We start from the raw sequence: 23249 nt of genomic DNA on the forward strand, positions 1-23249 counted from the left end.
CAAACTGCAGGAGGAAACTCATGGGATCTCTCGGTGAAGCCATCGGAAGCGTCAACAACCTCGGTCAGCGTCTCGTCGACGCACTGACCACGCTCAGCGGCGGCACGGTTACGCCCAAGTAAGCGTCGTCTGACGAGAAAGGCTCACGCACTCGGTGCGTGAGCCTTTCCGTGTCGACCGGATCGAGTTTTTCCGATCACGTCGGGTTTGCCTGTTTCAGGCGGTACCGTTCGAAAGGTTCCGCTGCCGAAGAGAGTGACCCGGATGATCGAGACTCGTGCGTTACGAACGGTTTTCCGTGTCTTCGTGGCGTTGGCCACGGCAGTGTGTGGGTTCCAGCTCCTCACAGCACCAGGTCACGCTCAGTCGGCGGACAGCAGGCTGGTCGACATCTCGGTGTACTCACCGTCGATGGGGCGCGACATTCCGTTGCAGGTCTTGCGGCCGGCTGATACTTCGACGCCTGCTCCGACGCTCTACCTACTCAACGGAGTAGACGGAGGAAAAGACGACGCGACGTGGTCGGTGCGGACCGACGCACCGAAGTTCTTCGCGGACAAGCACGTCAACGTGGTCACCCCTCTCGGTGGAGCATTCAGCTATTACACCGATTGGGAGCGGCCGGACCCCGGCCTCGCGAAATCCGGCAACAACAACGGGGTCAACATGTGGACCACGTTCCTGACGGAAGAACTACCGCCAGTCATTGATTCGATGTTCGCGACGACCGGCGAGAACGCACTGGCAGGCCTGTCGATGGCAGGCACGTCGGTACTGGATCTGGCTATGGCGGCGCCCGCGCTGTACAACAGTGTCGGGTCCTTCAGCGGGTGCGCGATGACGAGTCGGGGCATCGGGCAGAACTTCGTGAAACTCGTGGTCGCCGTGGGTGGGGGTGACGCGGAAAACATGTGGGGTCCGTACGATGGTCCGGGTTGGCCGGCCCACGATCCGGTTGTCAACGCGGACAAGCTACCTCGAGTCCCTATGTACATCACAACAGCAACCGGAATTCCGGGTCCGTACGACACACTTGCCGATCCGCGGATCGACAACGACGTCACAGATTTGGCGTTGCAGCTTGTTCTCGGTGGCGGAATCGAGGCGGCAACTCACTACTGCACCACCCAGCTTGCGGACAGGACGAACGCATTGGGTATGAACAACATTCGCTACAACTTCAAGCCGGCAGGAACGCATTCATGGGGATACTGGGAAGACGACTTACACGACTCGTGGCCGATGATCGCCGCGTCGCTCGGCGTGTGAGGCCCCATCGAGCAAGCCTTCGAAGCGTCGTTCTCGTCGGCGCGCTCGCCTTGATTTCACTACTTGCGTTGCCCTCGACCGTGCTCGCCGACGAGACCCCGAAGATAACGAGTGTCACCGAACTGTCCTCGCGCTTGGTTCTTCTCGACGTCGCGAGTCCCGCCATGGGGCGCACCATGCAGGTGAAAGTGCTGCTTCCTGCCGACCGCTCGGAACCGCGCGGGACGCTGTATCTCCTGGACGGCAATTCCGGGCAGATCGAAGAGAACAACTGGCTGGCTCCGGCTAACGGCGATATCGTCCCGTTCTTTGCCGACAGAAACGTGAACGTCGTACTCCCCATCGGTGGAACCGGCACCATGTACACCGATTGGCAGGAAGACCACCCGAAATTCGGTCGTCTGAAGTGGGAGACGTTCCTGACGAAAGAGCTTCCCCCACTGATCGACACGAGGTTCGCCACCAACGGGCACAACGCAATCGGCGGGATTTCGATGGGCGCAGAAGCCGCGCTGATCCTGGCCCAGCGCTCAGCCGGGTTGTACGACGCGGTCGCCGGCTACAGCGGCTGCTACACAACTGTCGGGGGATTCGGCAAGGCGTTGACCGATCTTGTGGTGATCAACGGAAATGCCCGTTCGGAGCAGATGTGGGGTCCGGCCGGCAGTGAGGCTTGGCAAGAGCACGACATCTTCGCCAATGCCGACAAGCTGCGCGGCACCAAGGTGTATCTCGCCTCGGGATCGGGACTACCAGGTCCGCACGAAACTCTCGATACTCCTGCCCTGGGCCGGGTATTGGTCGTTGGCGGGGTCATGGAACTGGGATCGAACCTGTGCACCGACCAGATCACGCAGGTGTTGCGCGATCGCGGAGTCGATGTCACCCGCAGCGCTCAACCGGTGGGGACGCACGGTTGGCCGTACTGGCGCGACGAACTCGTTCGCTCCTGGCCGATGCTCGACTCTGCGTTGTCGGCTTGAGTAATTCCTTGCGATGAGTTTCCGCTTCGGGCCGGGTCTATAACCCTGTACACCTGATTCGTAACCTCGTCGACAAGGACAGAACATGCCTTCCATCACTCCCTGTTTGTGGTTCGACAACCAAGCAGAAGAAGCAGCGAACTTCTACATCTCGGTGTTCGGTTCCGGGCAGATCCTGGGAATCGAACGGTACGTCGAGGGATCGCCTTCCGGAATGCCTGCGGGATCGGTGATGACCGTCAGCTTCGAGCTCGGCGGTCAGCGATTCACCGGATTGAACGGCGGGCCGATGTTCACGTTCTCGGAAGCAGTGTCTTTCGAGATTCCGTGCGTCGATCAGGCTGAGGTCGATCACTACTGGTCCAGGCTGACCGAGGGTGGGGAAGAGGGCCCGTGCGGATGGGCCAAGGACAAGTTCGGATTGTCCTGGCAGGTAGTCCCGAATCGTCTTCTCGAACTGATGAAGGATCCGGATCGGGCCAAGGCGCAACGCGCCACGGACGCGATGATGAAGATGAAGAAGATCGACATCGCGGAGCTCGAACGGGCCGCAGACGCGTCCTGAACACGATCTGGCCGATGGGCGACAGCCTTCGTTAGCTGATGCTAGCCTTCCCTAATTCTCGCTGGAGCGTTGGAGGAGTGCTGGTAACCATGCGAATCAAAGTCTCTCGAATGAAGATTGCAGTCACCGCCTTGGCCGCCTCGCTCGCCGTCGCCGGACTTGCCGGCTGCAGCAGCGACAGCGCTGACGCACCCGCGGAGGCGGGAGCAACCGTCACGACCATGTTCGGCGACGTCGAGGTCCCGGCCAACCCGCAGCGCGTCGTCGCGCTCGGTTGGTCGGACGCCGAGACGGCACTTGCCCTCGGAACACAGCCGGTCGGTGTCGCGGACTGGATGGCGTTCGGTGGCAAGGGCGTCGGACCCTGGATTGCGGACGAGTTCACCACGGACCCGAAGATCCTCGGAACGATGGACTTGAGCGTCGAAGACGTCATCGCGCTCGAACCGGACCTCATTCTGTGGACGCGAAGCGACAACACGCAGGCCACCTACGACAAGCTCAGTGCCATCGCGCCGACGGTCGGGCCGCCTCCAGGTCTCGCCACGGCCTACGGGACGACGGTCGAGCAGCAGACCGAACTCGTCGCCAAGGCACTCGGCAAAGAATCGGAAGGCAAGGCGCTACTCGACGGCCTCGACGCCAAGTTCGAGGCCGCGATTGCCGCCAATCCGAACTTCGCGGGCAAGACCGCGGCGGTCGGCGCCTACAGTTCCGACGGTTACGGCGCGTACGTACCCGGCGACGCACGCGCAGACTTCATGACGCGCCTCGGCTTCACGATCCCGACGGCGATCACCGAAAAAGCCACCGGAAACTTCTACATCCCGGTCGCCAACGAGAACCTGAACCTGTTCGACGCGGATCTCACGGTGCTGTTTCCGATCTTCCTCGACAGCAGTGCGTTTGCGAACGATCCGCTACTGCGCGCAATCCCGTCGGCTCAGGAGGGACATCTGTTGATCCTCGATGACCCGGCACTCGTCAATGCGTTCTCGAGTGGCTCGGCACCGGGGTTGACCTACGCAATCGACAACGCCGTTCCGAAGTTTGCGAGCACGCTCGGCGCCTGATCAGAGCTGTTTCGGGACCTGCCCGTCACTGTGAGCGTGTTCGCAAACAGTGGCGGGCAGTTCTCGTGCGCCGGTACACTGGACAAAGTGAACTTTCAGCTAACGAGCGGCGGCCCAGTGGAGATCGGTCCAGTGGAGATCGAAGCGACCGCTCCTCGTTTTCCGCGGATGCATGCATACGTGGATATCGCTGTTGTGATCGTGGTGCTGGTGGGAACCAATCTGATCGCGCATTTCACCACCGCCTGGGCAAGCATCGCGACGGTACCCATCTCTGCTCTCGTCCTGTTGGCGCTCACCAAGCGCCGGGGAATGGGGTGGGCGGAATTGGGGCTCTCACCTCGCGATCTCCGACGGGGTTCGAAGTACGCCCTTGCCGCCGTCGGCCTGGTCCTGACCGTTGTCGCCGTCGGCGCGTTGCTTCCGCTCACACGCCCCTTCTTCATGGCGGATCGCTACGCCACAATTTCCGGCGCGATCATCGCGTCGATGATCGTGATCCCGCTGCAGACCGTCATTCCCGAAGAGTTGGCTTTCCGTGGCGTCCTGCACGGCACGTTGAACCGGGTCAGTGGATTCCGCGGCGTCGCCGCTGCCGGTTCTCTGATGTTCGGACTGTGGCACATCGCGTCGTCGATGGGTTTGACCAGTGGTAACGAAGGGCTGTCCGGCTTTCTCGGTACTGGAGTCGTCGGCCAGGTCGCCGGCATCCTCGGAGCTGTTCTCGCCACCGCTGCGGCCGGTCTCGTATTCACCTGGCTTCGTCATCGCAGCGGCAGCCTCATTGCGCCGATTGCTCTGCATTGGTCGTTGAACGGTGCAGGTGCGCTGGCTGCGGCTCTTGTTTGGCATGCAACTCTTGCTTGATCCCAATATCTGACAAAAAGGACAGCATTCGCCGCGCGGCGCCGGGTAGTTTTGTGCTTTGCTCAGTAAGTGACGCACCTTCATCGAGGCCATGTCTTCCACATCTCCGGTCGTCCGACGGTAGAGGATGCGGCGCAGTCGCTCGTCTCGATCCCCGACGGCGTCTTGGCGATCGACGATGCCGGAACGATCGTCTACTGCGGAGAATTCGAATCGCTCCCCGGAGACCTCGCGGGCGGCGAAATTCACGACCACCGACCGGGTTTCCTGCTGCCCGGATTCGTCGATGCACACATTCATTTCCCGCAGACCTACGCCGGCGACGCCTACGGCGGCGGCCAACTCCTCGAGTGGCTCGACCTGTGCGTCTTTCCCTCCGAATCGAGATTCGCTGATCCGGAATTCGCCCAGCACGCTGCCGAGGCCTTCTGCGCTCGCCGAATCGCCACGGGAACCACGGCCGCGATGGTGTTCGGATCGGCCTTCCCGCACGCGCAGGACGCCCTGTTCTCGGAAACTCTGGAACGCGGCCTTCGAGTGGTCAGCGGACGCGGGATTCAGACCACCGGCCCGGCCTCCGCCGCTGCACTGATCACCTCGGAAGAGGACGCGATCAGACTCACCCGCGAGGAGATCGACAAGTGGCACGCGGCCGACACCGGCGACGTGAACACTGCGCTCGTTCACGTCGCAGTGGTTCCCCGCTTCTCTCTCGCGGTGACAACACGGACGCTGAAGGACTTGGGGGAGTTGTACGACTCCGTCCGTGACCGGGGCGTCTACTTCCACAGTCATCTCAACGAGAACAATCGGCCCGGAACCGGCGAGGTGGCGACCACACTCGCCGAGTACGAGGTCGAGACCTATCTCGACACGTACGACGGCAAGTTCCTCCCCGGCTCACAGGTCGGCGGAAAGAGCTTCCTGGGTCCACGCGCGATACTCGCGCACTCGGTGCACTGCCAGGACTCCGAACTCGCACGAATGGCCGAGACCGGAACCTCGATCGCACATTGCCCTACGTCCCAGCAGTTTCTCGGCTCCGGCACCATGCCGTGGAAACGAACCGTTGCGTCAGGGGTCAACATCGCGATCGGATCGGACTTCGGTGGCGGCGACGAGTGCCTGCTCACCCGAGTCCTCGGCGACGCCTTCAAGGTTCACATCTCCGAAGCCGGAGACGACGGAGTGTCGATGCACCCTGCCGAACTGCTGTTCACCGGAACACTCGGCGGTGCTCGCGCGCTGGACATGGAGAACCGGATCGGCAACTTCGACGAGGGCAAAGAGGCCGACTTCCTGGTGATCGATCCGTCCGGGTGGCCGCCGCTCGCCGGGCTCGTCAACTACGGAACGCGTTCGGATGATCCGATACTCGCCCGCGACCAGACGCTCTTCGGGCTCCTGATGGCGATGCGCGAGCCCGCGATTGCGCACGTGTACGTGCAAGGGCGCCGGATATCGGGCTGACGTGTCCGCAACTGCCATCACCGGGTACCACCGAACGAGTTCGGGATTCCGGGCGTGGGTCGAGCGTGCGGCCGAGACCGCCGGTCGATTCGACGGCTACCTGAGCTGTGGCATCAGTGATCAACCGGAACCGGTGTCGCACGGCGTGTCCGTCACTTTCGACAGTGCCGACGATCTTCATCGTTGGCTGGAGTCGACTGATCGCCACGATCTCGAAAGATCAGCTGCTGCAACGGGAATTCTGGCGCAGACGAGTGATCTCGTTCTGATCGACGGCGTGCTGCCGCCGCCCGGTATCGGTGTGTACGACCACGCCGTCGTCGTGGGTAAGGAGAACGAGTTTCTGCGAACGCAACGACACCTCATCGATCTCAGTTCGCGATTCTCCGGCTACGAGTCGGTGATGTTGTTGCGGTCGGTCACCGACTCCACCCAGTGGAAGTCCGTCCTTCGGTTTCGGACAGAGCAGCAGTTGGCGGTGTGGATGGCGTCGCCCGAGAGGGCCGCAGCACTACCGAAACTGCGGGCCGAGTTGGCCGAGGACTTCACCGAGACCACGCGGTCGACACCGTTCGGCACCATTCTGCGCACGGAGAACGGGCAGACTCGCGCGACGCCGAATTGGAAGACGGCGATGATCATCCTGCTCGTCCTCTATCCGACGGTGATGACGCTGTCGAGGTTTCTCGGGCCGCTGCTCGACGGGATCGGAGCGCCGCCGTGGCTGTCGATGTGGTTGAGCCAGATAGTCAGCGTCGGCGCCATGACGTGGTTCCTGATGCCGACGGTCACCAGGTGGTTCCGCCACTGGCTCGACCCGGTCGACGGCGCCGTTCCCCGCACCAACTGGCGCGGTGGCGCAGCGGTAATTGCGGTGTACGTCGTGACTCTGACGCTCTTCGCGTCGGTGAAGTGGCTGCAGTTCTGGGACTACTTCGACTGAATCCGGCCTCGGCGGAAGTAGGTGAGTGGCCCGAAGAAGTTGACGAAGATGATCGCCGCCCACTTCTTCTTGCTGCCGTTGACCGTATTGGCAGGGCGTCGCGCCAGGTCTGTCCACGCGGCGATCGCCAACAGGGACTGAATCGTTGCGAGCACGGCGACGACGCGGCGTTGCGCGGGTGACAGCTCACTCCAGGACTTCTTCTTTGTGAGGTTCATGAACTCCACTGTTGTGCCCTCGGACGTCCAATCGGTGTCGAGATCGGGTTGTTATCGGTGCCGGGAGTTCCTCAAATCAGTGTGAATAGCGTCACCATGACGACCGATAGGTACGGTCTCGCGGGCCGTCGGGACGGTCGTTTTCGGCGTAAAGATCTCGCTAACCGAAGTTATGGCTGAAAAATTGCGCACACGCTCAGGATGCAATGTGCCCTGGACGGGGAGATTTGGCACCGATTCGCAAGTAAGAGACTTTGACGGCGAATCTCTCAGGGTGGGGAAGTCGAGCCCTCTGTTCTTGCAGCACCGGTACAGCGGTGATGCTGCACGATAACTGCTCTCGGGAACCATGTTCGAATTTTGTCAGGAATGCGCAATATGGTGACAAATTGTTCACCGTGACTGGTTGTTACCTGTGGATATGAGGTCAGTCGAGCGGGCCTGAAATGTAACGTCCCGGACACATTTGGTGTCGTAAAAGTAACGGAAGGGCTCTAGTGTTAGCCCCGGCAGCCAGCCAGTGGCCCGCCATCACGGACAGTTCATCACTGACAGGAGCAATATCAATGCCTACTATCGGTTTCGGCGACATCTCAGACTTCCTCGGCGCTTTCGCTGACCTCTTCGGATTCCTCGACTTCATCTCCGGAAGCGTTGAAGGCCTGTCGGCAGAGTAAGTCCCGCAGAGCAAGAAGTGCCCCCGAGCCTGTGGCGCGGGGGCACTTCTCTGTTTCATCGAGCTGCGCGGTGGAGTGGGCACCGAGCCCATTTGTCGCAAATGTGGCTCATGTTGGCCAAGTGCATGGCGGGGATGATGTGACTGTGGTGGAATGCGAGCGAAAGAAGATAGCTTGCCTGCCCGCCACTTCGAGCGGGACACGCCGATGATCGGAGCTTTGTGCACGTCTCGCGAAGAAACCTCTTCAAGTACGCAGCGGCTGGATCGGCGGCTGCCGGACTCGCTGCATTGAGCGGTACGACGTCGGTGGCCAATGCCGGTTCGCTCGGGACCCTGCTCGATTACGCCGCCGGTGTGCCGTCCGCTCAGGCGATAAAGGCCGCCGGGTATGCGGGCGCCATTCGATACGTTTCGGACAGGCGCCCGGGCGCCGATTGGATGGTCGGCAAGCCCGTACTGGCGCGGGAAACCGACGCGTTGACTGCGGCCGGACTTCAAGTCGTTTCTTGCTATCAATTCGGCAAGGGCGGAACGGCGGACTGGCGCGGGGCCCGCGAAGCGGGCAAGCGTCATGCTGCCCGTGGCCTCGAACTACATGCGGCGGCTGGTGGGCCGTCCGGTCGGCCGATCTACGCGTCGATCGACGACAACCCGACCACTACTGAAATCACTACGCTGATCGCGCCGTACCTCGAGGGGTGGGCCTCGGTTGTCGGCAACGGAGCGCTCGGCGTCTACGGAAACACGCGCGTGATCGACGCAATGATCAGTGCCGGCGTCGGAACCTGGTTCTGGCAGCACAACTGGGGCTCGCCCGCAGGGTATGTGCACCCGCGGGCAAACCTGCATCAGTTCGAGATCGACAAGCGCAAGGTCGACGGCGTCGGCGTGGATCTGAACTCGATCCTCACTCGGGACTACGGGCAGTGGTCGTTGGCCGGTGCGGTCGGTCCGGCCCAGCCGGTCGGATCCTCGTTGCCGACAGGATCTATCGCACCATAGCGCCGAATTTGGCGAGCCAGGCCTTGGCGTCATCGGGGAGGGTGCCCGCCGCATCCGCGGCGAGGCACCATGCTTTTGCCATCGACAGGAAGTTCATCGGGTTGTAGGCGTCTTCTTCGCGAGACCACAGTCCGTTGCCGGCGTAATGCAGGATCGTGATGTTGGCGGCTCCGTGCTTGGATCCGTCACCCGGATCCTCCATCGGGTTGTCGATCTCGCACACGATCCATCCGCGCTGCTCGTCGACCACGAACCAGTTGGCTGGAAATTCGGTCATGCGGTGCCCCGGGAACTCCGTCATCGTGCGAGTAACCCACTTGCGTACGGCCTCTCGGCCATTGAGGGTGCCGAAAGCGTGTTCCACGTAGACGACGTCCTCGGTGAACATGTCCGCGAAGGCGTTCCAATCGCCGGAACGAGTGCACTCGACAACGGTGTTCTGGTAACCCGCGAAGGCGTCTTCGAGTTCGGTGCGTGTCCAGGTCATGAAAGGCTCCTCGGGTAGTCGTCGCCTCAAATTAGAACACGTTGCAGAATTGATTGTCGGCGATTCGATGGAGAAGAGTTCTGCGGTACCGTCGTTGGCGGGTCGGGGACCCGTTATGTGAGAGGGCACCACGTGGATATCATCATCAATTTCATCTACACACTTCTGTCGAAGTTGCAGACGGGCAGCATCGAAGGCTCTTCGGAGAAGTGAGTCCTCCGCCGGGCTGATTCCCTTACGAGACTTTCTGTTTGGGAATCAACCCGGCGAACACCATCGTCACGACGGCGGCGGCGATGGAGATCAGGAACGTGGCACGAAACGCCTCGAACGAGGGGATCACTGCGGTGCCGACGGTGATGGTCATTCCGGCCAGGACGACGCTCACGATCGCGGCAGACGTCGACGTGCCGATCGATCGCATCAGTGAGTTCAGTCCGTTCGCGGCTGCAGATTCCGTGATGGGGACTGCGCCCATGATCAAGGCCGGCATGGCCGAGTACGAGAGCCCGACGCCCGCTCCGATGAACATTCCGGCCACGGCGACCTGCCAGACGCTCGACACCGTGAAATATGCGAAGGCGTAACCCAATCCGATGACGAGGGCGCCGAGCATCAACGTGATTCGCGGGCCGCGCCAAGCCGAAATTCGAGCGGAGACGGGCGAGAGCGCCATCATGACGAGTCCGCCGGGGGCCAGTGCGAGCCCCGCTGCAACCATGGACAGTCCGAGTCCGTAACCGGTGGACGTCGGTGCCATGAGCAGTTGGGGGAGCGTCAGGGAATTGCCGTACATGGCAAAACCGACGGCGATCGACGCGAAGTTGGTGAAGAGAACTTGCGGCCGGGCCGATACGCGGAGGTCCACCAGCGGTGCGTTGCGTCGAAGTTCCCACCATCCCCACACCAGGAAGCTGAGCGCGGAAACCGCAAGGAGCCCCAGGGTTTTCGCGTCGCCCCATCCCCAGGTTCCGCCCTTGGTGATGGGGAGTAACAGGGTGATCAGACCAACGGTGAGGCCGAGCGCACCGACGAAGTCGAAACGTCCCGGGCGTCGTACGGTCGATTCGGGAATGACGAACGCAACCAGTGCGATGCAGATCAGCCCGAACGCTGCCGATGTGACGAAGAGGAAGTGCCAGTTGGCATTCTGGGCGATCACCGCGGCGATCGGCAGTCCGATCGCACCGCCGACGCCGAGGGTGGCGCTCATGACCGCCATCGCGCCGGCCACTTTCTTCGGTGGAAGAACGTCACGAATGATGGCTATGCCCAATGGAATTGCCCCGACCGATGCTCCTTGAAGTGCACGGCCGACAACGAGCACGATCAGTGAAGGTGCGATCGCGCAGATGGCCGAGCCCAGAACGACCATCGCGAGACTGACCAGCAGCATTCGTTTCTTGCCGAACATGTCGCCGAGGCGCCCGCTGATCGGCGTGATCACCGCGGCGGCGAGGAGTGTTGCGGTGACCGCCCACGAGGTGTCGGCGGGAGTGGAGTTCAACAGGTGCGGCAATTGCGGAATGATGGGGACTACCAGCGTCTGCATCAAGGCGACGACGATTCCGCACAGTCCTAGAACGGTGAGCACTGGACCCGAGGATGCGTAGTTCGTGTCGGGGATTTTCTCGTCGACATTGGACGACCCTGCGTGAACGGACATGCGGCTCCCGCCATGGCGTGTTCTGATTGGTGCGTTCGCCCCAGTGTGCACGCTACACATCGTGTGTAGTCTGCACAATATGAGGATGGACCGGGACCCTGATCTGGTGAATATCGAGTACGAGTTGACTCTGCTCTCGCGTTACCACGCGCTCGCACAACGGGCCGAACTTCATCTGGACCGGTCGGCGTATCTACTGCTCGGTCGACTGGAATTGCAACATCCCATGAGCCTCAAGGAACTCTCCTGCGCTTTCTCGCTCGACATCTCCACCATCAACCGGCAGATCGGCGCGCTGAGGCGTCAGGGCTTGGTGGAGCGAGTGGAGGATCCGGACGGAGGGCTCGCGCGAAAGGTCCGGCCGACGGCGCAGGGGCTGTCGAAACTTCGTGCTGATCGCGAACATTCGACAGCCGGTGTCGAAAAGGTCCTCCGCGAGTGGACGCCGGAGCAGCGTCTCGCGCTCGGTGACCTACTGCGGCAATTCAATACCTCGGTCGAAGCGCTGGAAGGCCGCGAATGGCCGCGACCGAATCAGGTCTGAGAGTGCGAGACGGATCGTAGTGAGCGGTCCGGATCGCTCGAATCCGATTCCGGCGCAATGACAACAAGTTTCGGGTGCTCTTCGGGGGCTGCATGATTTCCACGCCAGGAGAGCAGTGACCAACGTGAGAGACCGGACAGCGCGGACCCGAGACTGGCGAACGAGCCCGAACTCAGGACCGACGCCGTAGACCCGATGCTTCCGATCGAAAGAAAAGAGCCGACGCTACCGATCGACAGGATCGAGTACGCCGATCCGATCGAGAGAATGGACCCCTCGGATCGGATGGACAGTATCGATCGCGTCGACTTGTGTGACCGTATCGACTGGTCTGGGCCGGATTTCTTCTCTGGACGACCGTGCGTGATGTCCACTCGTAGATGTCCCATCTATCGGGTCTATCACGGTGATCGGAGATGTAAAAGGGACCCACCGAAATTCGGTGGGTCCCTTTCACAAGACTTCGATCAAGCTACCGCGAACATGCCCACGGTCGGAAGGAAGCTGCAGGTGATGCGATCTGCGCCTTCCGGCTGGGTGGTCAGCGAACCGCTGATCACCGAGAGAACGCGTCCGGGGCCGGTATCGGCGATAGCCGACAGAGTGGCTGGGCCGTCCGGGTTGATGCGTGCGGCGTTGGTCAAGTTCTGGGTGGCGCTGCGCTGGTTGTCGATGTTGACCCAGGTGACGGTCATCGGCACCGGCTGGTCGTCGACGGCGGGAGCCGTACCGAGAGCGGTGAAGACGAATCCGGCCTGACCGGCAGCGGGACCGGGAGGAGGCAGGTGAGCCGGGCCGGGAACGGCAAGTGCAGTTCCGACCGAATCGGCGGTGGCCGAGATGCAGCCCTTGCCAAGCGTCGGGTAGAGGAACTGCGCGATGACGGGGGCGTTCTCGTCCGGGATCGCCGGTCCGCCGCCGCCGCTGCCGTCGAGGAAGGTGATGACCTTCTCGAGGGTGGCCTTGATCTCGGGCGGAATGCCGGGGGAGTTCAGGATCGCGCGAGCCTGGTCGAGCAACGCTTGCTGCGGTCCGCCTGCAACATCGGCCGGACCTGCGGCGGCGCCGATGATGGCGGGCGCAAACGATGCGAGGAACTCGATCGGCACACTTTCGGGTGCGGGCGGTGCTGCCGGATCGGCCATTGCCTGTGCCGGCAATGCCAGTCCTGCTACTGCGGCAATAGCGACGGCGGTGAACGCCTTTCGCATACCTCGGGTTCGAAGCACTGTTTCCCCATCCTTAGTCATACCGCGCGGGCGCCTAGGCGAGCTCCGCGTTTGACGGCTCGAGGGGTCACTCTATGTACAGAGCCCCCGGGTTGTACAGCTGTTCAGTTGCTGAGCAGCTACGCACCGGGGGGAGTCTATGGCATGACCGGCCTCGATCGTGATTTACGGCGACCATACCTGTGACTGAAGTGATCTATGTGAAAGTTGATGCAACTGTTACGTCAGATTGCGAGGTTTGTTCACTCGAAGATCAGTCGAAACGGACCGAATCGTCGACGAGTACGTCAATTCGACGGGCAAGGTCGAAGTCCAGTTCCGTGAGACCGCCCGCCGAGTGTGTCGAAAGCGTGTACGTGACCTTTCGCCAGCGAACGTCGATGTCGGGATGATGATCCGCGGCCTCGGCGACTGCCGCGATGCGTTGAAGAAGCGCGATGGCGTCCGGGAATGTCGCGGAGTCGACCGTGCGAGTGATCGACCCTGGCGACAGTTGCCAGGCGGGCAGTTCGTCGAGAGCGTTTTGGATCGCGGAGTCGGACAACAAAGTGGCCATACTCCATCATGGTGCGATGAGTGATGCACCTGCAAGGGATCGGGAAGTTGTCGCCGGTGCGATCTTCCGCGAGGGAAGGCTGCTCCTCGCGCAGCGGACGAGTCCGCCGGCTTTGGCCGGTCGTTGGGAGCTGCCGGGCGGGAAGGTCGAAGAATTCGAATCGCCACAGAACGCGTTGGCGCGGGAGCTGCTCGAGGAACTGGCGGTCGAGGTGAGATGCGGCGCCAGAATCGGTGTCGACGTGCCACTGTCGCCGGGGTTGGTCCTGCGGGCCTACCGGGCGGAGTTGGTGTCGGGAGAACCGGTCGCGCTCGACCATGCTCAATTGACATGGGTCGACGCCGAAGAACTGTTGTCGATGGATCTGGTGGACAACGATCGAGCCTGGATCCCCGAGTTACTCGCGGAATTGAGCGCGCTTACGCCGCACGAGCCTTCTTGAGACCCGCTTTCAGTTCCTTCTTGGATGCGCCCTCGTTCTCGAGCTTCTTCATCCGCATGATGACGACGGGACACTTGATGCACCGCGTCTTCTTGCGGCAGCACTTCTTCTTCGGCTTGAGCTGCGAGACCTTGCTTGCCTTGACTTTTCCCATGTGACGCTGCGGCTTTCCTGTTTCACTACGGCGGAGAGCCCGCTCTTGGAACGAGGTTAGCGTACCCTTAAATGACCTGTTTCTCCAGGTCGTAATCCTACGCGCATCGGCGTGGTGCAGATCACTATTCGCTGGTGGGGGCGGTGATAGAGGCCGCACAATGCAGGAGTATCAGCCCGGAGCGAGTAGTATTTACTAGGCCGCGGTGCCTTCTCAGGCGATTCGTGCCCTGATTCGGATCACACACTCGTGCAGCGGCCACCAGAAGAGCCGTGCGACTTGACTTTCGCGTGGCCGAATCAACTCAGCCAGGAGAGCCATCGCGTGACCATCACCAGCTTCCGTAACGTTGCCATCGTCGCACACGTCGACCACGGCAAGACCACCCTCGTCGACGCCATGCTTCGTCAGTCCGGCGCGTTCGAGGAGCGCGCCGAGCTGGTCGATCGCGTTATGGACTCCGGCGACCTCGAACGCGAGAAGGGCATCACCATTCTCGCGAAGAACACCGCAGTACATAAGGTCAACGAAGACGGTTCCATCACCGTCATCAACGTCATCGACACCCCCGGCCACGCCGACTTCGGTGGCGAGGTCGAGCGCGGCCTGTCCATGGTCGACGGCGTCGTCCTGCTCGTCGATGCTTCCGAGGGACCCCTGCCGCAGACGCGTTTCGTGCTGCGCAAGGCACTCGCCGCTTCGCTGCCCGTCATCCTGGTCGTCAACAAGACGGACCGCCCCGACGCCCGCATCGAAGAGGTTGTCACCGAGGCTCAGGACCTGCTCCTCGACCTCGCATCGGACCTGTCCGACGAGGCCGCCGAAGCCGCTGAGCTCGCACTCGAACTTCCCGTCCTCTACGCGTCCGGTCGCGAAGGCAAGGCATCGACCGTGCAGCCCGAGAACGGCAAGGCTCCCGACGCCGAGGACCTCACCGCACTCTTCCAGGTGCTGATGGAGTACGTCCCCGCGCCGAAGGGCTCGGTCGACGCACCGCTGCAGGCTCACGTCACCAACCTCGACGCATCCGCATTCCTCGGTCGCCTCGCACTCGTTCGCATCCACAACGGCGAGCTGCGCAAGGGCCAGACCGTGTCCTGGTGCCGCGAGGTCGACGGCGAGCCCGTCGTCACGAAGACCAAGATCACCGAACTCCTCACGACCATCGGTGTCGAGCGCGTTCCCGGTGAGGTCGCCGTCGCCGGCGACATCTGCGCCGTCGCAGGATTCCCGGACATCATGATCGGCGACACCCTCGCCGATCTGGAGAACCCGGTCGCACTGCCCCGCATCACCGTCGACCAGCCGGCAATCTCGGTCACTATCGGCACCAACACGTCACCGCTCGTCGGTCGCGTCAAGGGTCACAAGCTGACTGCACGCATGGTCAAGTCCCGCCTGGACCAGGAGCTCGTCGGTAACGTCTCGCTCAAGGTCCTCGACATCGGTCGCCCCGATGCGTGGGAGGTCCAGGGTCGTGGAGAGCTCGCGCTCGCCATCCTCGTCGAGCAGATGCGTCGTGAAGGGTTCGAACTCACCGTCGGTAAGCCGCAGGTTGTCACGCAGCTCGTCGACGGCAAGGTTCACGAGCCTTTCGAAGAGCTGACCATCGACAGCCCCGAGGAGTACCTCGGCGCCATCACGCAGCTCCTGGCCAACCGCAAGGGCAAGATGGTCCAGATGTCGAACCACGGCGCAGGCTGGGTTCGCATGGAGTTCATCGTTCCTTCGCGTGGCCTCATCGGCTTCCGCACGGACTTCCTCACGGAAACCCGCGGAACCGGTATCGCCAACGCCGTGTTCGACGGATACGGCCCGTGGGCCGGCGAGATCCGTGCGCGCCACACCGGCTCGCTCGTCTCGGACCGCTCCGGCACGGTGACGCCGTTCGCCATGATCCAGTTGGCCGACCGTGGAACCTTCTTCGTCGAGCCCGGCGCAGACACCTACGAGGGACACGTCGTCGGTATCAACCCGCGTCAGGAAGACCTCGACATCAACGTCACCCGCGAGAAGAAGCTGACCAACATGCGTCAGTCGTCCGCAGACGTGATGGAGACCCTCGCAAAGCCGATCAAGCTCGAACTCGAAGCAGCGATGGAGTTCTGCTCCAGCGACGAGTGCGTCGAGGTCACCCCGGAGGACGTTCGCGTCCGCAAGGTGCACCTCAACGCAACCGAGCGCGCTCGCGAGCGTTCACGTAGTAAGGCACGCGACAAGGCTGCTCTGTAGTCTTTCGTCGGTTACAACCTGACAGGCGGATGTGCCTTTCAGCCGAGTTTTCGGCGGAAAGGTACATTCGCCTTCATGGTTTCCAGGCGAAAGATCTGCCAGGGAATCGAGTGCAAAGGGGCGACGCGGCCCCGTACGGAAGGAATTGTCTGTGGCCTCAGGACGTCGCTACCTGGCGTTGGCAGTGGCAGTGACGGCGTTGTCACTGACTGCATGTACAGCCGATCCGCCGCCTCCGGTCGAGAGCACCGAAACCGTCAAGCCCACACCGACTCCGGTCATTCCGGCGATGAAGCAGGTCACTGTGGCAATCGACGAGGTGGGAGGCGGATTCAACCCGCACCTGCTCGCGGATCAGTCGCCGGTCAACTCCGCAGTCGGCAACCTCGTATTGCCCAGTGCGTTTCGCCCGATCAATTCGCCCACACAACCTGGCGCGACGGAGTGGGCGATCGACGATTCTTTCCTCGTTTCCGCTGAAGTGACGTCGGAGGCCCCGTTCACGATTCGCTACCAACTGCGCAACGAAGCCCAATGGTCGGACGGCGCTCCCATTGCGGCAGAAGACTTTCGCTACCTGTGGCAGCAGATGATCTCGGTTCCCGGTGTGGTCAATCCCGCGGGCTATCAGATGATCGACGACGTGAACTCGTCCGGCGGCGGCAAAACGGTCAACGTCGTGATGCGTGCGCCGTATCCGGCATGGCGAGAGTTGTTCACCGATATTCTTCCGTCCCACCTGATCAAGGACACTCCCGGCGGTTTCAGCACCGGCCTGAGTGAGGGGATTCCGGTGTCGGGAGCCCACTTTCACGTGCGCTCGGTCGACCGCGGCCGGGACGAAATCGTGCTCGAACGCAACGACCGATTCTGGGGCAAGCCTTCAGACCCGGATCAGATAGTTCTGCGACGCGGAGGAACGGCTGCGCAGTTGGCGGATGCGCTGCGTACCGACGATGCCCAAGTGGCGCAGGTTCATTCGGGTAGTGCCACGGATATTCAGCTGTCTGCAATCCCGGGTGTCAGGACGGCGTTCTCCTACGTTCCGCGCACTCTCGACATCAACGTGAACGGGCGAAGCAAGAACTTCGCGGATGTTCGGGTGCGTAAAGGTGTTCTGGGACTGCTCGATCCGGACCTGCTCGCCGTGGTGGCGGCAGGGAGTGAATCGGCGTCGGCCCCGGTGCAAGCTCAGATTCTCGCTCCGTCGGATCCGGGATATGCGCCCACCGCGCCGCCGAAACCGACCAGGGAGCAAGCACTGGGCGAGCTGACCGCAGCCGGCTACCTGACGGCACCGCCCACCGGAATCGTCACGGGCACTGGAACGGTCGGATCGATCGTCCGTGACGGCGCCCAGTTGACACTGCTGATCGGCGCTCCCGAAAACGACGACATCGCGATCGCCGTGGCAAACACCGCTGCCGACGAATTGCGTGACGTGGGAATCCTGGCGACCGTCGAATCGGTGGCGCCGGAGGAACTCTACGGCGAGGACCTGACGACAGGACGCGTCGACATGATCGTCGGTTGGAGCCGGGCAGGCGCCGACACGGCCACTTCGCTGGCCTCGCGGTTCAGTTGCCCGAGCGCACCTTCCACTCTGGCAACAAGTTCGGCAGTGCCCGCACCGACGCCGTCGCAGACACCGGAGCCCATCCGAACGACAAGCGTCGAGGCTCCGAGCAACCTGTCCGGGCTGTGTGATCCGGCGTTGCAAGGTCGGATCGACGAAGCGCTCAGTGGCATCGGGGATCTGGGGTCGTTGATCGCCGATGCGGAACCCAAGCTGTGGGATCTTGCGGCGGTTTTGCCGATCGTGCAGAGCCGAGCGCTGGTCGCGGTCGGGACCGGAGTCGAGGGCGTGGTCCTCGACGGGCCGGTGCAGGTGGGGATATTCGGAAACGCTACGGACTGGGTGAGGGTGGAAAAGTGACCGCGTCGGCGAAGCGACTTCTGTTGGTACACGCACATCCGGACGACGAAACGATCACCACCGGTGGCACCATCGCGCGATACGCGTCCGAAGGCGTCGAGGTCACAGTCCTCACCTGCACGTTGGGGGAGGAAGGCGAAGTGATCGGTGATGCGTGGGCCGGGCTCGTGGCTTCCGAGGCCGATCAACTCGGTGGCTACCGGATCGCGGAACTGAGCGCTGCTTTGTCGGCTTTGGGCAGTGCCGCTCCTCGCTTCCTCGCCGGTGCCGGTCGGTATCGCGACTCCGGAATGATCGGCACACCTTCGGCCGCCAATCCCCGTGCTTTTGTCAATGCTCGACTCGACGAAGCAGTCGGCGCGGTGGTCGCCGTCATTCGTGAGATTCGGCCGCACGTCGTGATCACGTACGACCCCAACGGCGGCTACGGGCACCCGGATCACATCCAGGCGCACGCGATCACGACAGCGGCCGTCGAAGCTGCAGGAACGACCGCGTATCCCGAGACCGGCGAGCCGTGGTCGACTCCGAAGTTCTACTGGACCGTGACCGAGCGCAGCGGACTCGAACGCGGCATCGCGGCGATTTCCGAGTTCCCGGAGAACTGGCGTCTGCCCGAGCCCGGGGAATTGCCGAGCGTCGAGGACACAGACGTGACGACGGCAATCGACGTTCGAGGCGTCATCGATGCGAAGGCGAGGGCATTGAGCGCCCACGCCACTCAGGTGACGGTAGCCCCGAGCCGAGCCGAGTTCGCATTGTCGAACAACGTGGTCCAACCGATCCTGACGGTCGAGCATTTCGTATTGGCCACCGGCGCGCTCGGTCCGGTGGGTGAGGACGGCCGCGAGCGCGATCTGTTCGGCGGGCTGCACAGCTGACCTGGGCGTCGGCTCACAGGCATTGCGATCGACGCCGTAGTGGTGTGTGATGCGTGTCACCGGATGGGTGGTCCTTTCGGTAACAGCAAAGCCTGGGGGCTGAAGAAATGTACAACTGGGACCTGCAGAACCAGATCGTCGCCTTCGTCGATTCGTTGCGTCCGATGGCTGGTTATTACCACGACTTGTATTACGGGTCGCTCTACGCATTCGCAGATCAGCAGAGTCATTTGCTGACTCTGCTCGGGTTCCCACCGGTTCCCTGATCAGCTTCGTGCTTTTCGGGCGCGAGCCGGGGTGCTTGTCGGGAGGGACCCCGCGCTCGCGCGATGACGACCGATAGACCACTATCAAAACCATGACGACCGTCGAGAACAACACGGACGCCTCGACAGGAACGTCGCTGTCGTGGCTCGACCCTGTCATCCTCGGCGTCCTGATTTTCGACGGATTCTTGTGCGCGGTGTTGTCCGTCCTGTTCTTGCCGACTCATCTCGGTACGACGGCATTTCCCATCAGCATTCTCGTAGCCGCGACCGCGAACCTCGTATTGGTGATCGCCGCCCGCACGGTTACGACGCCGGGTAGGGCCGCATTGCCGCTCGCCGGTTGGATCGTCGGGTTCTTGGTGTGCATGGTGGGCGGCCCCGGCGGCGACGTACTCGTGCTTTCGTCCCCTCTGACCTTCCTGCTGCTGGTCGGTGCGATCGCTCCGGCCGCCGTTTTCCTCTTCAAGGTGGCGATCAACAGACTCGCCACCCTCAGCTCGCAATAGTTCTCGGCGCGCGCGTAGGAAACTGACCCGTGCATAAGGGACACTCAGCCTGTGGCTGAACATGATTTGGCGGGTGCGACTATCGCCTTGACCGCAGAACGGCGTGTCGAAGAATTTGCGACGCTCCTCGAACGTCGAGGCGCGGAGATCGTGCGGACACCGGTGATCCATGTGCTGCCCTTGGTGGACGATCGAGACCTGAGGACTCAGACGTCCGCTTTGATTGCCGATCCTCCGGAATTGGTCGTGATCAGTACCGGGATCGGCTTCAGGGGTTGGCTCGACGCCGTCGCCTCGTGGGGTTTGACCGAGGAGTTCCTCGGGGCTCTCGCCCACACGCGCATCATCGCCCGCGGCCCCAAGGCGACGGGTGCCATCCGAGGCGCCGGACTGCGCGAGGAATGGTCGCCTTCGGGTGAGTCGTCCGAGGAAGTTCTGGCACATCTCGGAAGCGAGGGAGTGGCAGGCTTGCGCATCGCAGTCCAGTTGCACGGCACCATCACCGAATGGGAGCCGTTGACGGACCTGAGCGCCTCCCTCGCCGACATCGGCGCGGTTGTCACTCCGGTATCGGTCTATCGGTGGATCCGGCCGCCGGATCAGTCGCCGGTCCGCGCGTTGGTCGCTGCAGTTCGTTCCGGTGCGATCGACGCGCTGACCTTCACCAGTGCCCCCGCGGTCTCCTCGATGCTCAGCACGGCAAAAGAAATGGGCGAGCTGGAGCGGTTCGTCGCAGCGATGCGCGGACCGGTACCGACCTACTGCGTCGGACCGGTGACGGCCGCCCCGCTGGAACTCCTCGGTGTTCCGACCATCCAGCCGGAGCGATCGCGTCTCGGTTCGCTGGCGCGGCTCATCATCGACGACCTGCCCACACGTCGCCACCGCCCGGAGTGACGGCTTCGATCAATGCCCACGCGTTCTCGGCGGGGAGATCGATCACCTCGTAGCTTCCGGTGCCGGCGGGCGTCGCGGCGACGACGGTTGCCACTCCCGCGCGTCGTTGGAAGAACGTCTCGCGCACCGTCCATCCGATGACACCTTCGGATTCGAGACTGTGACGCTGGCGATCGAGCGAGCCGTTTCGGGTGATCAACCATCCGGGTAGTACTGCGTGGCCGAGGCCGTTGTATCGGTCGTAGGCGAGGGCGGTGCCACCGATGGCGAGTACGGCGACCCCGAACCACGCGTAGATCGGTACATCGAGTCCAGAAGCCGCGCACGCCACACAGACCAGGAACGCCACCGCGGCGAGGAACAGTGCTCGGGTGTACCGGCGCCGCCGCGCGGCCGGGCCGTGCGGGATCAGCGGGGCGGACGCCTGGCGTGAGTCACCGATCACGGTGGCCATCACTCGCTCGGCTTCCCTGCGTGGTCCCTGTGGGAGCAGTAGCGAAGATTCCTTCTTCTCGGCGCTGACCCCGGTCATGATGGCGTCGAGCCGCGCGCCGCGGGCCAATCGCAGCAGGAGCGGTTCCTTGAGCGTCGTGCCACGGAGGCGGGCGCGGTCGAGTGTGGTTTGCCGAGTCTTCAACAGGCCGTGACTGACATGCAGGATGCGGCCGTTGTCGGTGAGTTTCATGTTGCCGAACGCGATCAGGTACTGGACGCAGGCGAGTGCACTCGACAGCACCAGCAGCACGACGAGTGCGATGACGACCATCAGTGCGATGCCGAGGCTCTCGAGTGAGTCGAAGCTGTCGCTCACTGCCGAGGATTTCGCGACGGCAGTGCCGATGCCGTATTGGAACGAGATGCCGATGATGGCTGCGATGATGGCGATTCCGGTGAACGAAAAGGGGGCGTAGCGAACCCAACTCGGTTCCCAGTGACCGATTTCGGTGTCGACCGGTTCGGTGATGCTTTCGACCGGCGTGCCCGGGGTTTCCAGTCGCCGTGCTTGCTGGGCGCCGGCCAACAGTGCGGCGCGTAGGTCCGGAACCAGGGCGGTCGACAGGGCGTTGAGCTCGAACTTGTTCGAATCGTGGCCGCTCCCGGCGCGCTGGCCGGTACCGATGCGCACGATCGACAGTCCGAGCAACCGGTGCATGACCCCGGCCTCGACGTCGACGGATCGGATGCGGCTACGCGGGACGGAGAGCAGCTTTTTCTGGAAGACCCCGGTGCGCAGTTGAACGTGGACGGGTCCGATTCGGTACGTGGTGGTGAAATACCGCAACAAACCGAAGATGACGAGCAGAGTGACGACGCCGAGTCCCCACCAGTGGTTTCCGGATTGGCTGCCGAGAACTACGGAGACGAGTAGGACCGGGAGCAGTTTGACGACTTCGTTGACGGGGTGGACCAGAAGCATGCGTCGGTCGAGGCGGAGCCAGGGCTGTTCCTCTTCCGCGGCCTCGGCAGCTGCCGTTTCCGCCTCTACCGGGATCTCGATCGCGGTCGGGTCGCCCAACTGTTTCTCGTTCACGTCGCGTCTCCGACGTTGGTACCCGCGATCTCCGTCAGTTGAGCCACCGTGCGGTCGGCGACTTCCTGGTCGAGTGCGGAGATCTTCACGGCCCCGGCCGACGACGCTGTCGTGACCGTGACGGTTGCCAGACCCAACATGCGGTCGATCGGTCCGCGCTCGGTGTCCACGGTCTGCACGCGCGAGATCGGTGCGATGCGTCGCTCCTGGGTGAACCAGCCGGTGCGGGTGTATACCGCGGTGTCACTGATCTCCCATCGGTGGACCCGATACCGCCACGCCGGGACCATCAGAATGTAGGTGGCAGCGAAGAGTACGGTGACTGCGAATACGGTGCCGACCACCCAGGACGGGATTCCGGGCACCAAGACGGCACAGACGATTTCGGCGACGATGACGGGTACCCAGAACAGTGAGGCAGTGATTGCCCACAGCCTCGGGGCTTTGGTGCTGGGTCGCCATAACGGGTCGGCCATGGTCAGCGGTTGCGGCGCAGTCATGGGCACTACTTTGGTCGAGTGAGGGGCGATCTGTCGACATCGGCCCTATCGTGGAGTGTGGCGACCGCGAAGGGAGCACGTGATGACCGAACAAGATGCGACATTCGACCCGGAGGCTCCGGAATCAGATGCGCTCGAACAATCGACACCCGTAGATCCGAACGCCCCTGAAGAACCCGATCTGACCGACATTCCGCTCGACGCGCCAGTGGCTGACGTGGTGGATCAACGAGTCGAGGTTGCGGTCGACGACGACTACCGGCCGTCGTGATCGAGGCGGTGTCGGGGCGGTGAGGCCTCCTACTTCTGGCACCGGGTGGCACTAGTCGTCCCACATGGCGCATGATCGC

At 62.6% G+C, this 23249-nt stretch carries 26 protein-coding genes; 17 read left to right on the forward strand and 9 right to left on the reverse strand.

Features of this window, described 5'->3' with window-relative positions; genetic code table 11:
• Positions 1-264: 264 nt before the first annotated feature.
• The 7 genes from G9U53_RS27245 (at position 265) to G9U53_RS27275 (ending at position 7170) form a co-directional block, all read left to right on the forward strand.
• Positions 265-1269, forward strand: a complete 1005-nt coding sequence (locus G9U53_RS27245) for an alpha/beta hydrolase family protein (RefSeq protein WP_165639626.1) — start codon at positions 265-267, stop codon at positions 1267-1269.
• Positions 1266-2252 (forward strand): alpha/beta hydrolase family protein, encoded by a 987-nt coding sequence (locus G9U53_RS27250; RefSeq protein WP_333823904.1) that lies wholly within the window; start codon positions 1266-1268, stop codon positions 2250-2252. Before G9U53_RS27245 ends, G9U53_RS27250 begins: the two co-directional genes overlap by 4 nt.
• A gap of 85 nt (positions 2253-2337) precedes the next feature.
• Entirely contained in the window at positions 2338-2817 is a 480-nt protein-coding gene (locus G9U53_RS27255; RefSeq protein ID WP_007726307.1) for a VOC family protein, read from the forward strand.
• Between the two features lie 89 nt (positions 2818-2906).
• Positions 2907-3890: an iron-siderophore ABC transporter substrate-binding protein gene (locus tag G9U53_RS27260; protein WP_165639627.1), complete on the forward strand. Its 984-nt coding sequence runs from the start codon at positions 2907-2909 to the stop codon at positions 3888-3890.
• 168 nt (positions 3891-4058) lie between these two features.
• Positions 4059-4757: a CPBP family intramembrane glutamic endopeptidase gene (locus G9U53_RS27265; protein WP_020908494.1), complete on the forward strand. Its 699-nt coding sequence runs from the start codon at positions 4059-4061 to the stop codon at positions 4755-4757.
• Positions 4758-4826: 69 nt separating this feature from the next.
• Complete coding sequence (locus G9U53_RS27270; RefSeq protein WP_165639628.1) at positions 4827-6227, forward strand: amidohydrolase family protein; 1401 nt, start codon at positions 4827-4829, stop codon at positions 6225-6227.
• Position 6228: 1 nt separating this feature from the next.
• Positions 6229-7170 carry an antibiotic biosynthesis monooxygenase gene (locus tag G9U53_RS27275; RefSeq protein WP_165639629.1) on the forward strand — a complete coding sequence of 314 codons (942 nt, stop codon included), beginning with the start codon at positions 6229-6231 and terminating at the stop codon, positions 7168-7170.
• Here G9U53_RS27275 and G9U53_RS27280 read toward each other — a convergent pair.
• The gene (locus tag G9U53_RS27280) at positions 7158-7388 is read right to left on the reverse strand and encodes a PLD nuclease N-terminal domain-containing protein (RefSeq protein ID WP_007726301.1); all 231 of its coding nucleotides are present in this window, start codon (positions 7386-7388) and stop codon (positions 7158-7160) included. The two genes, G9U53_RS27275 and G9U53_RS27280, sit on opposite strands and share 13 nt — an antisense overlap.
• Before the next feature lie 898 nt (positions 7389-8286).
• Between G9U53_RS27280 and G9U53_RS27285 the strand changes: the two genes are divergently transcribed.
• On the forward strand, positions 8287-9069 hold the full coding sequence (locus tag G9U53_RS27285; RefSeq protein ID WP_003945204.1) for a DUF1906 domain-containing protein: 783 nt from the start codon (positions 8287-8289) through the stop codon (positions 9067-9069).
• Here the strand turns inward: G9U53_RS27285 and G9U53_RS27290 are convergent.
• Positions 9056-9556 carry a nuclear transport factor 2 family protein gene (locus G9U53_RS27290; protein WP_003945197.1) on the reverse strand — a complete coding sequence of 167 codons (501 nt, stop codon included), beginning with the start codon at positions 9554-9556 and terminating at the stop codon, positions 9056-9058. The two genes, G9U53_RS27285 and G9U53_RS27290, sit on opposite strands and share 14 nt — an antisense overlap.
• Before the next feature lie 235 nt (positions 9557-9791).
• Positions 9792-11222: an MFS transporter gene (locus tag G9U53_RS27295; protein ID WP_054188751.1), complete on the reverse strand. Its 1431-nt coding sequence runs from the start codon at positions 11220-11222 to the stop codon at positions 9792-9794.
• A gap of 85 nt (positions 11223-11307) precedes the next feature.
• Between G9U53_RS27295 and G9U53_RS27300 the strand changes: the two genes are divergently transcribed.
• Positions 11308-11766, forward strand: coding sequence for a MarR family winged helix-turn-helix transcriptional regulator (locus G9U53_RS27300; protein ID WP_003945257.1), 459 nt, complete (start codon positions 11308-11310; stop codon positions 11764-11766).
• On the opposite strand, the gene G9U53_RS27305 is transcribed toward G9U53_RS27300, so the two are convergent.
• The 3 genes from G9U53_RS27305 to G9U53_RS27315 form a co-directional block, all read right to left on the reverse strand.
• A complete protein-coding gene (locus G9U53_RS27305) occupies positions 11757-12155 on the reverse strand; it encodes a hypothetical protein (protein WP_042448789.1) in 399 nt (132 codons plus the stop codon). The genes G9U53_RS27300 and G9U53_RS27305 overlap by 10 nt on opposite strands.
• Before the next feature lie 78 nt (positions 12156-12233).
• Positions 12234-12977: a hypothetical protein gene (locus tag G9U53_RS27310; RefSeq protein ID WP_003945233.1), complete on the reverse strand. Its 744-nt coding sequence runs from the start codon at positions 12975-12977 to the stop codon at positions 12234-12236.
• 271 nt (positions 12978-13248) lie between these two features.
• Positions 13249-13551, reverse strand: coding sequence for a 4a-hydroxytetrahydrobiopterin dehydratase (locus G9U53_RS27315; protein WP_003945236.1), 303 nt, complete (start codon positions 13549-13551; stop codon positions 13249-13251).
• Positions 13552-13567: 16 nt separating this feature from the next.
• Here G9U53_RS27315 and G9U53_RS27320 point away from each other — a divergent pair, with 16 nt between their 5' ends.
• Complete coding sequence (locus G9U53_RS27320) at positions 13568-13993, forward strand: (deoxy)nucleoside triphosphate pyrophosphohydrolase (RefSeq protein ID WP_007726279.1); 426 nt, start codon at positions 13568-13570, stop codon at positions 13991-13993.
• Here the strand turns inward: G9U53_RS27320 and G9U53_RS27325 are convergent.
• A complete protein-coding gene (locus G9U53_RS27325; protein ID WP_003945207.1) occupies positions 13971-14147 on the reverse strand; it encodes a hypothetical protein in 177 nt (58 codons plus the stop codon). The two genes, G9U53_RS27320 and G9U53_RS27325, sit on opposite strands and share 23 nt — an antisense overlap.
• 324 nt (positions 14148-14471) lie before the next feature.
• On the opposite strand from G9U53_RS27325, the gene typA reads away from it, so the two are divergent.
• The 6 genes from typA (at position 14472) to G9U53_RS27355 (ending at position 20868) form a co-directional block, all read left to right on the forward strand.
• Complete coding sequence (gene typA / locus G9U53_RS27330; protein ID WP_007726276.1) at positions 14472-16379, forward strand: translational GTPase TypA; 1908 nt, start codon at positions 14472-14474, stop codon at positions 16377-16379.
• Positions 16380-16530: 151 nt separating this feature from the next.
• Complete coding sequence (locus G9U53_RS27335; RefSeq protein ID WP_165639630.1) at positions 16531-18315, forward strand: ABC transporter family substrate-binding protein; 1785 nt, start codon at positions 16531-16533, stop codon at positions 18313-18315.
• A complete protein-coding gene (gene mshB / locus G9U53_RS27340) occupies positions 18312-19196 on the forward strand; it encodes an N-acetyl-1-D-myo-inositol-2-amino-2-deoxy-alpha-D-glucopyranoside deacetylase (RefSeq protein ID WP_165639631.1) in 885 nt (294 codons plus the stop codon). The genes G9U53_RS27335 and mshB overlap by 4 nt, the downstream gene beginning before the upstream one ends.
• 107 nt (positions 19197-19303) lie before the next feature.
• Entirely contained in the window at positions 19304-19462 is a 159-nt protein-coding gene (locus tag G9U53_RS27345; protein ID WP_003945210.1) for a hypothetical protein, read from the forward strand.
• 92 nt (positions 19463-19554) lie between these two features.
• On the forward strand, positions 19555-19971 hold the full coding sequence (locus G9U53_RS27350) for a hypothetical protein (protein WP_030536224.1): 417 nt from the start codon (positions 19555-19557) through the stop codon (positions 19969-19971).
• A gap of 51 nt (positions 19972-20022) precedes the next feature.
• The gene (locus G9U53_RS27355) at positions 20023-20868 is read left to right on the forward strand and encodes a uroporphyrinogen-III synthase (RefSeq protein WP_003945251.1); all 846 of its coding nucleotides are present in this window, start codon (positions 20023-20025) and stop codon (positions 20866-20868) included.
• On the opposite strand, the gene G9U53_RS27360 is transcribed toward G9U53_RS27355, so the two are convergent.
• A complete protein-coding gene (locus G9U53_RS27360) occupies positions 20828-22399 on the reverse strand; it encodes a PH domain-containing protein (RefSeq protein ID WP_082931405.1) in 1572 nt (523 codons plus the stop codon). The genes G9U53_RS27355 and G9U53_RS27360 overlap by 41 nt on opposite strands.
• Positions 22396-22899, reverse strand: a complete 504-nt coding sequence (locus G9U53_RS27365) for a PH domain-containing protein (protein WP_042926352.1) — start codon at positions 22897-22899, stop codon at positions 22396-22398. Before G9U53_RS27365 ends, G9U53_RS27360 begins: the two co-directional genes overlap by 4 nt.
• A gap of 82 nt (positions 22900-22981) precedes the next feature.
• Between G9U53_RS27365 and G9U53_RS27370 the strand changes: the two genes are divergently transcribed.
• Positions 22982-23170, forward strand: coding sequence for a hypothetical protein (locus G9U53_RS27370; RefSeq protein WP_003945217.1), 189 nt, complete (start codon positions 22982-22984; stop codon positions 23168-23170).
• Positions 23171-23249 lie beyond the last annotated feature (79 nt).

This window comes from Rhodococcus sp. D-46, assembly GCF_011290655.1.
Classification (GTDB): domain Bacteria; phylum Actinomycetota; class Actinomycetes; order Mycobacteriales; family Mycobacteriaceae; genus Rhodococcus_F; species Rhodococcus_F qingshengii.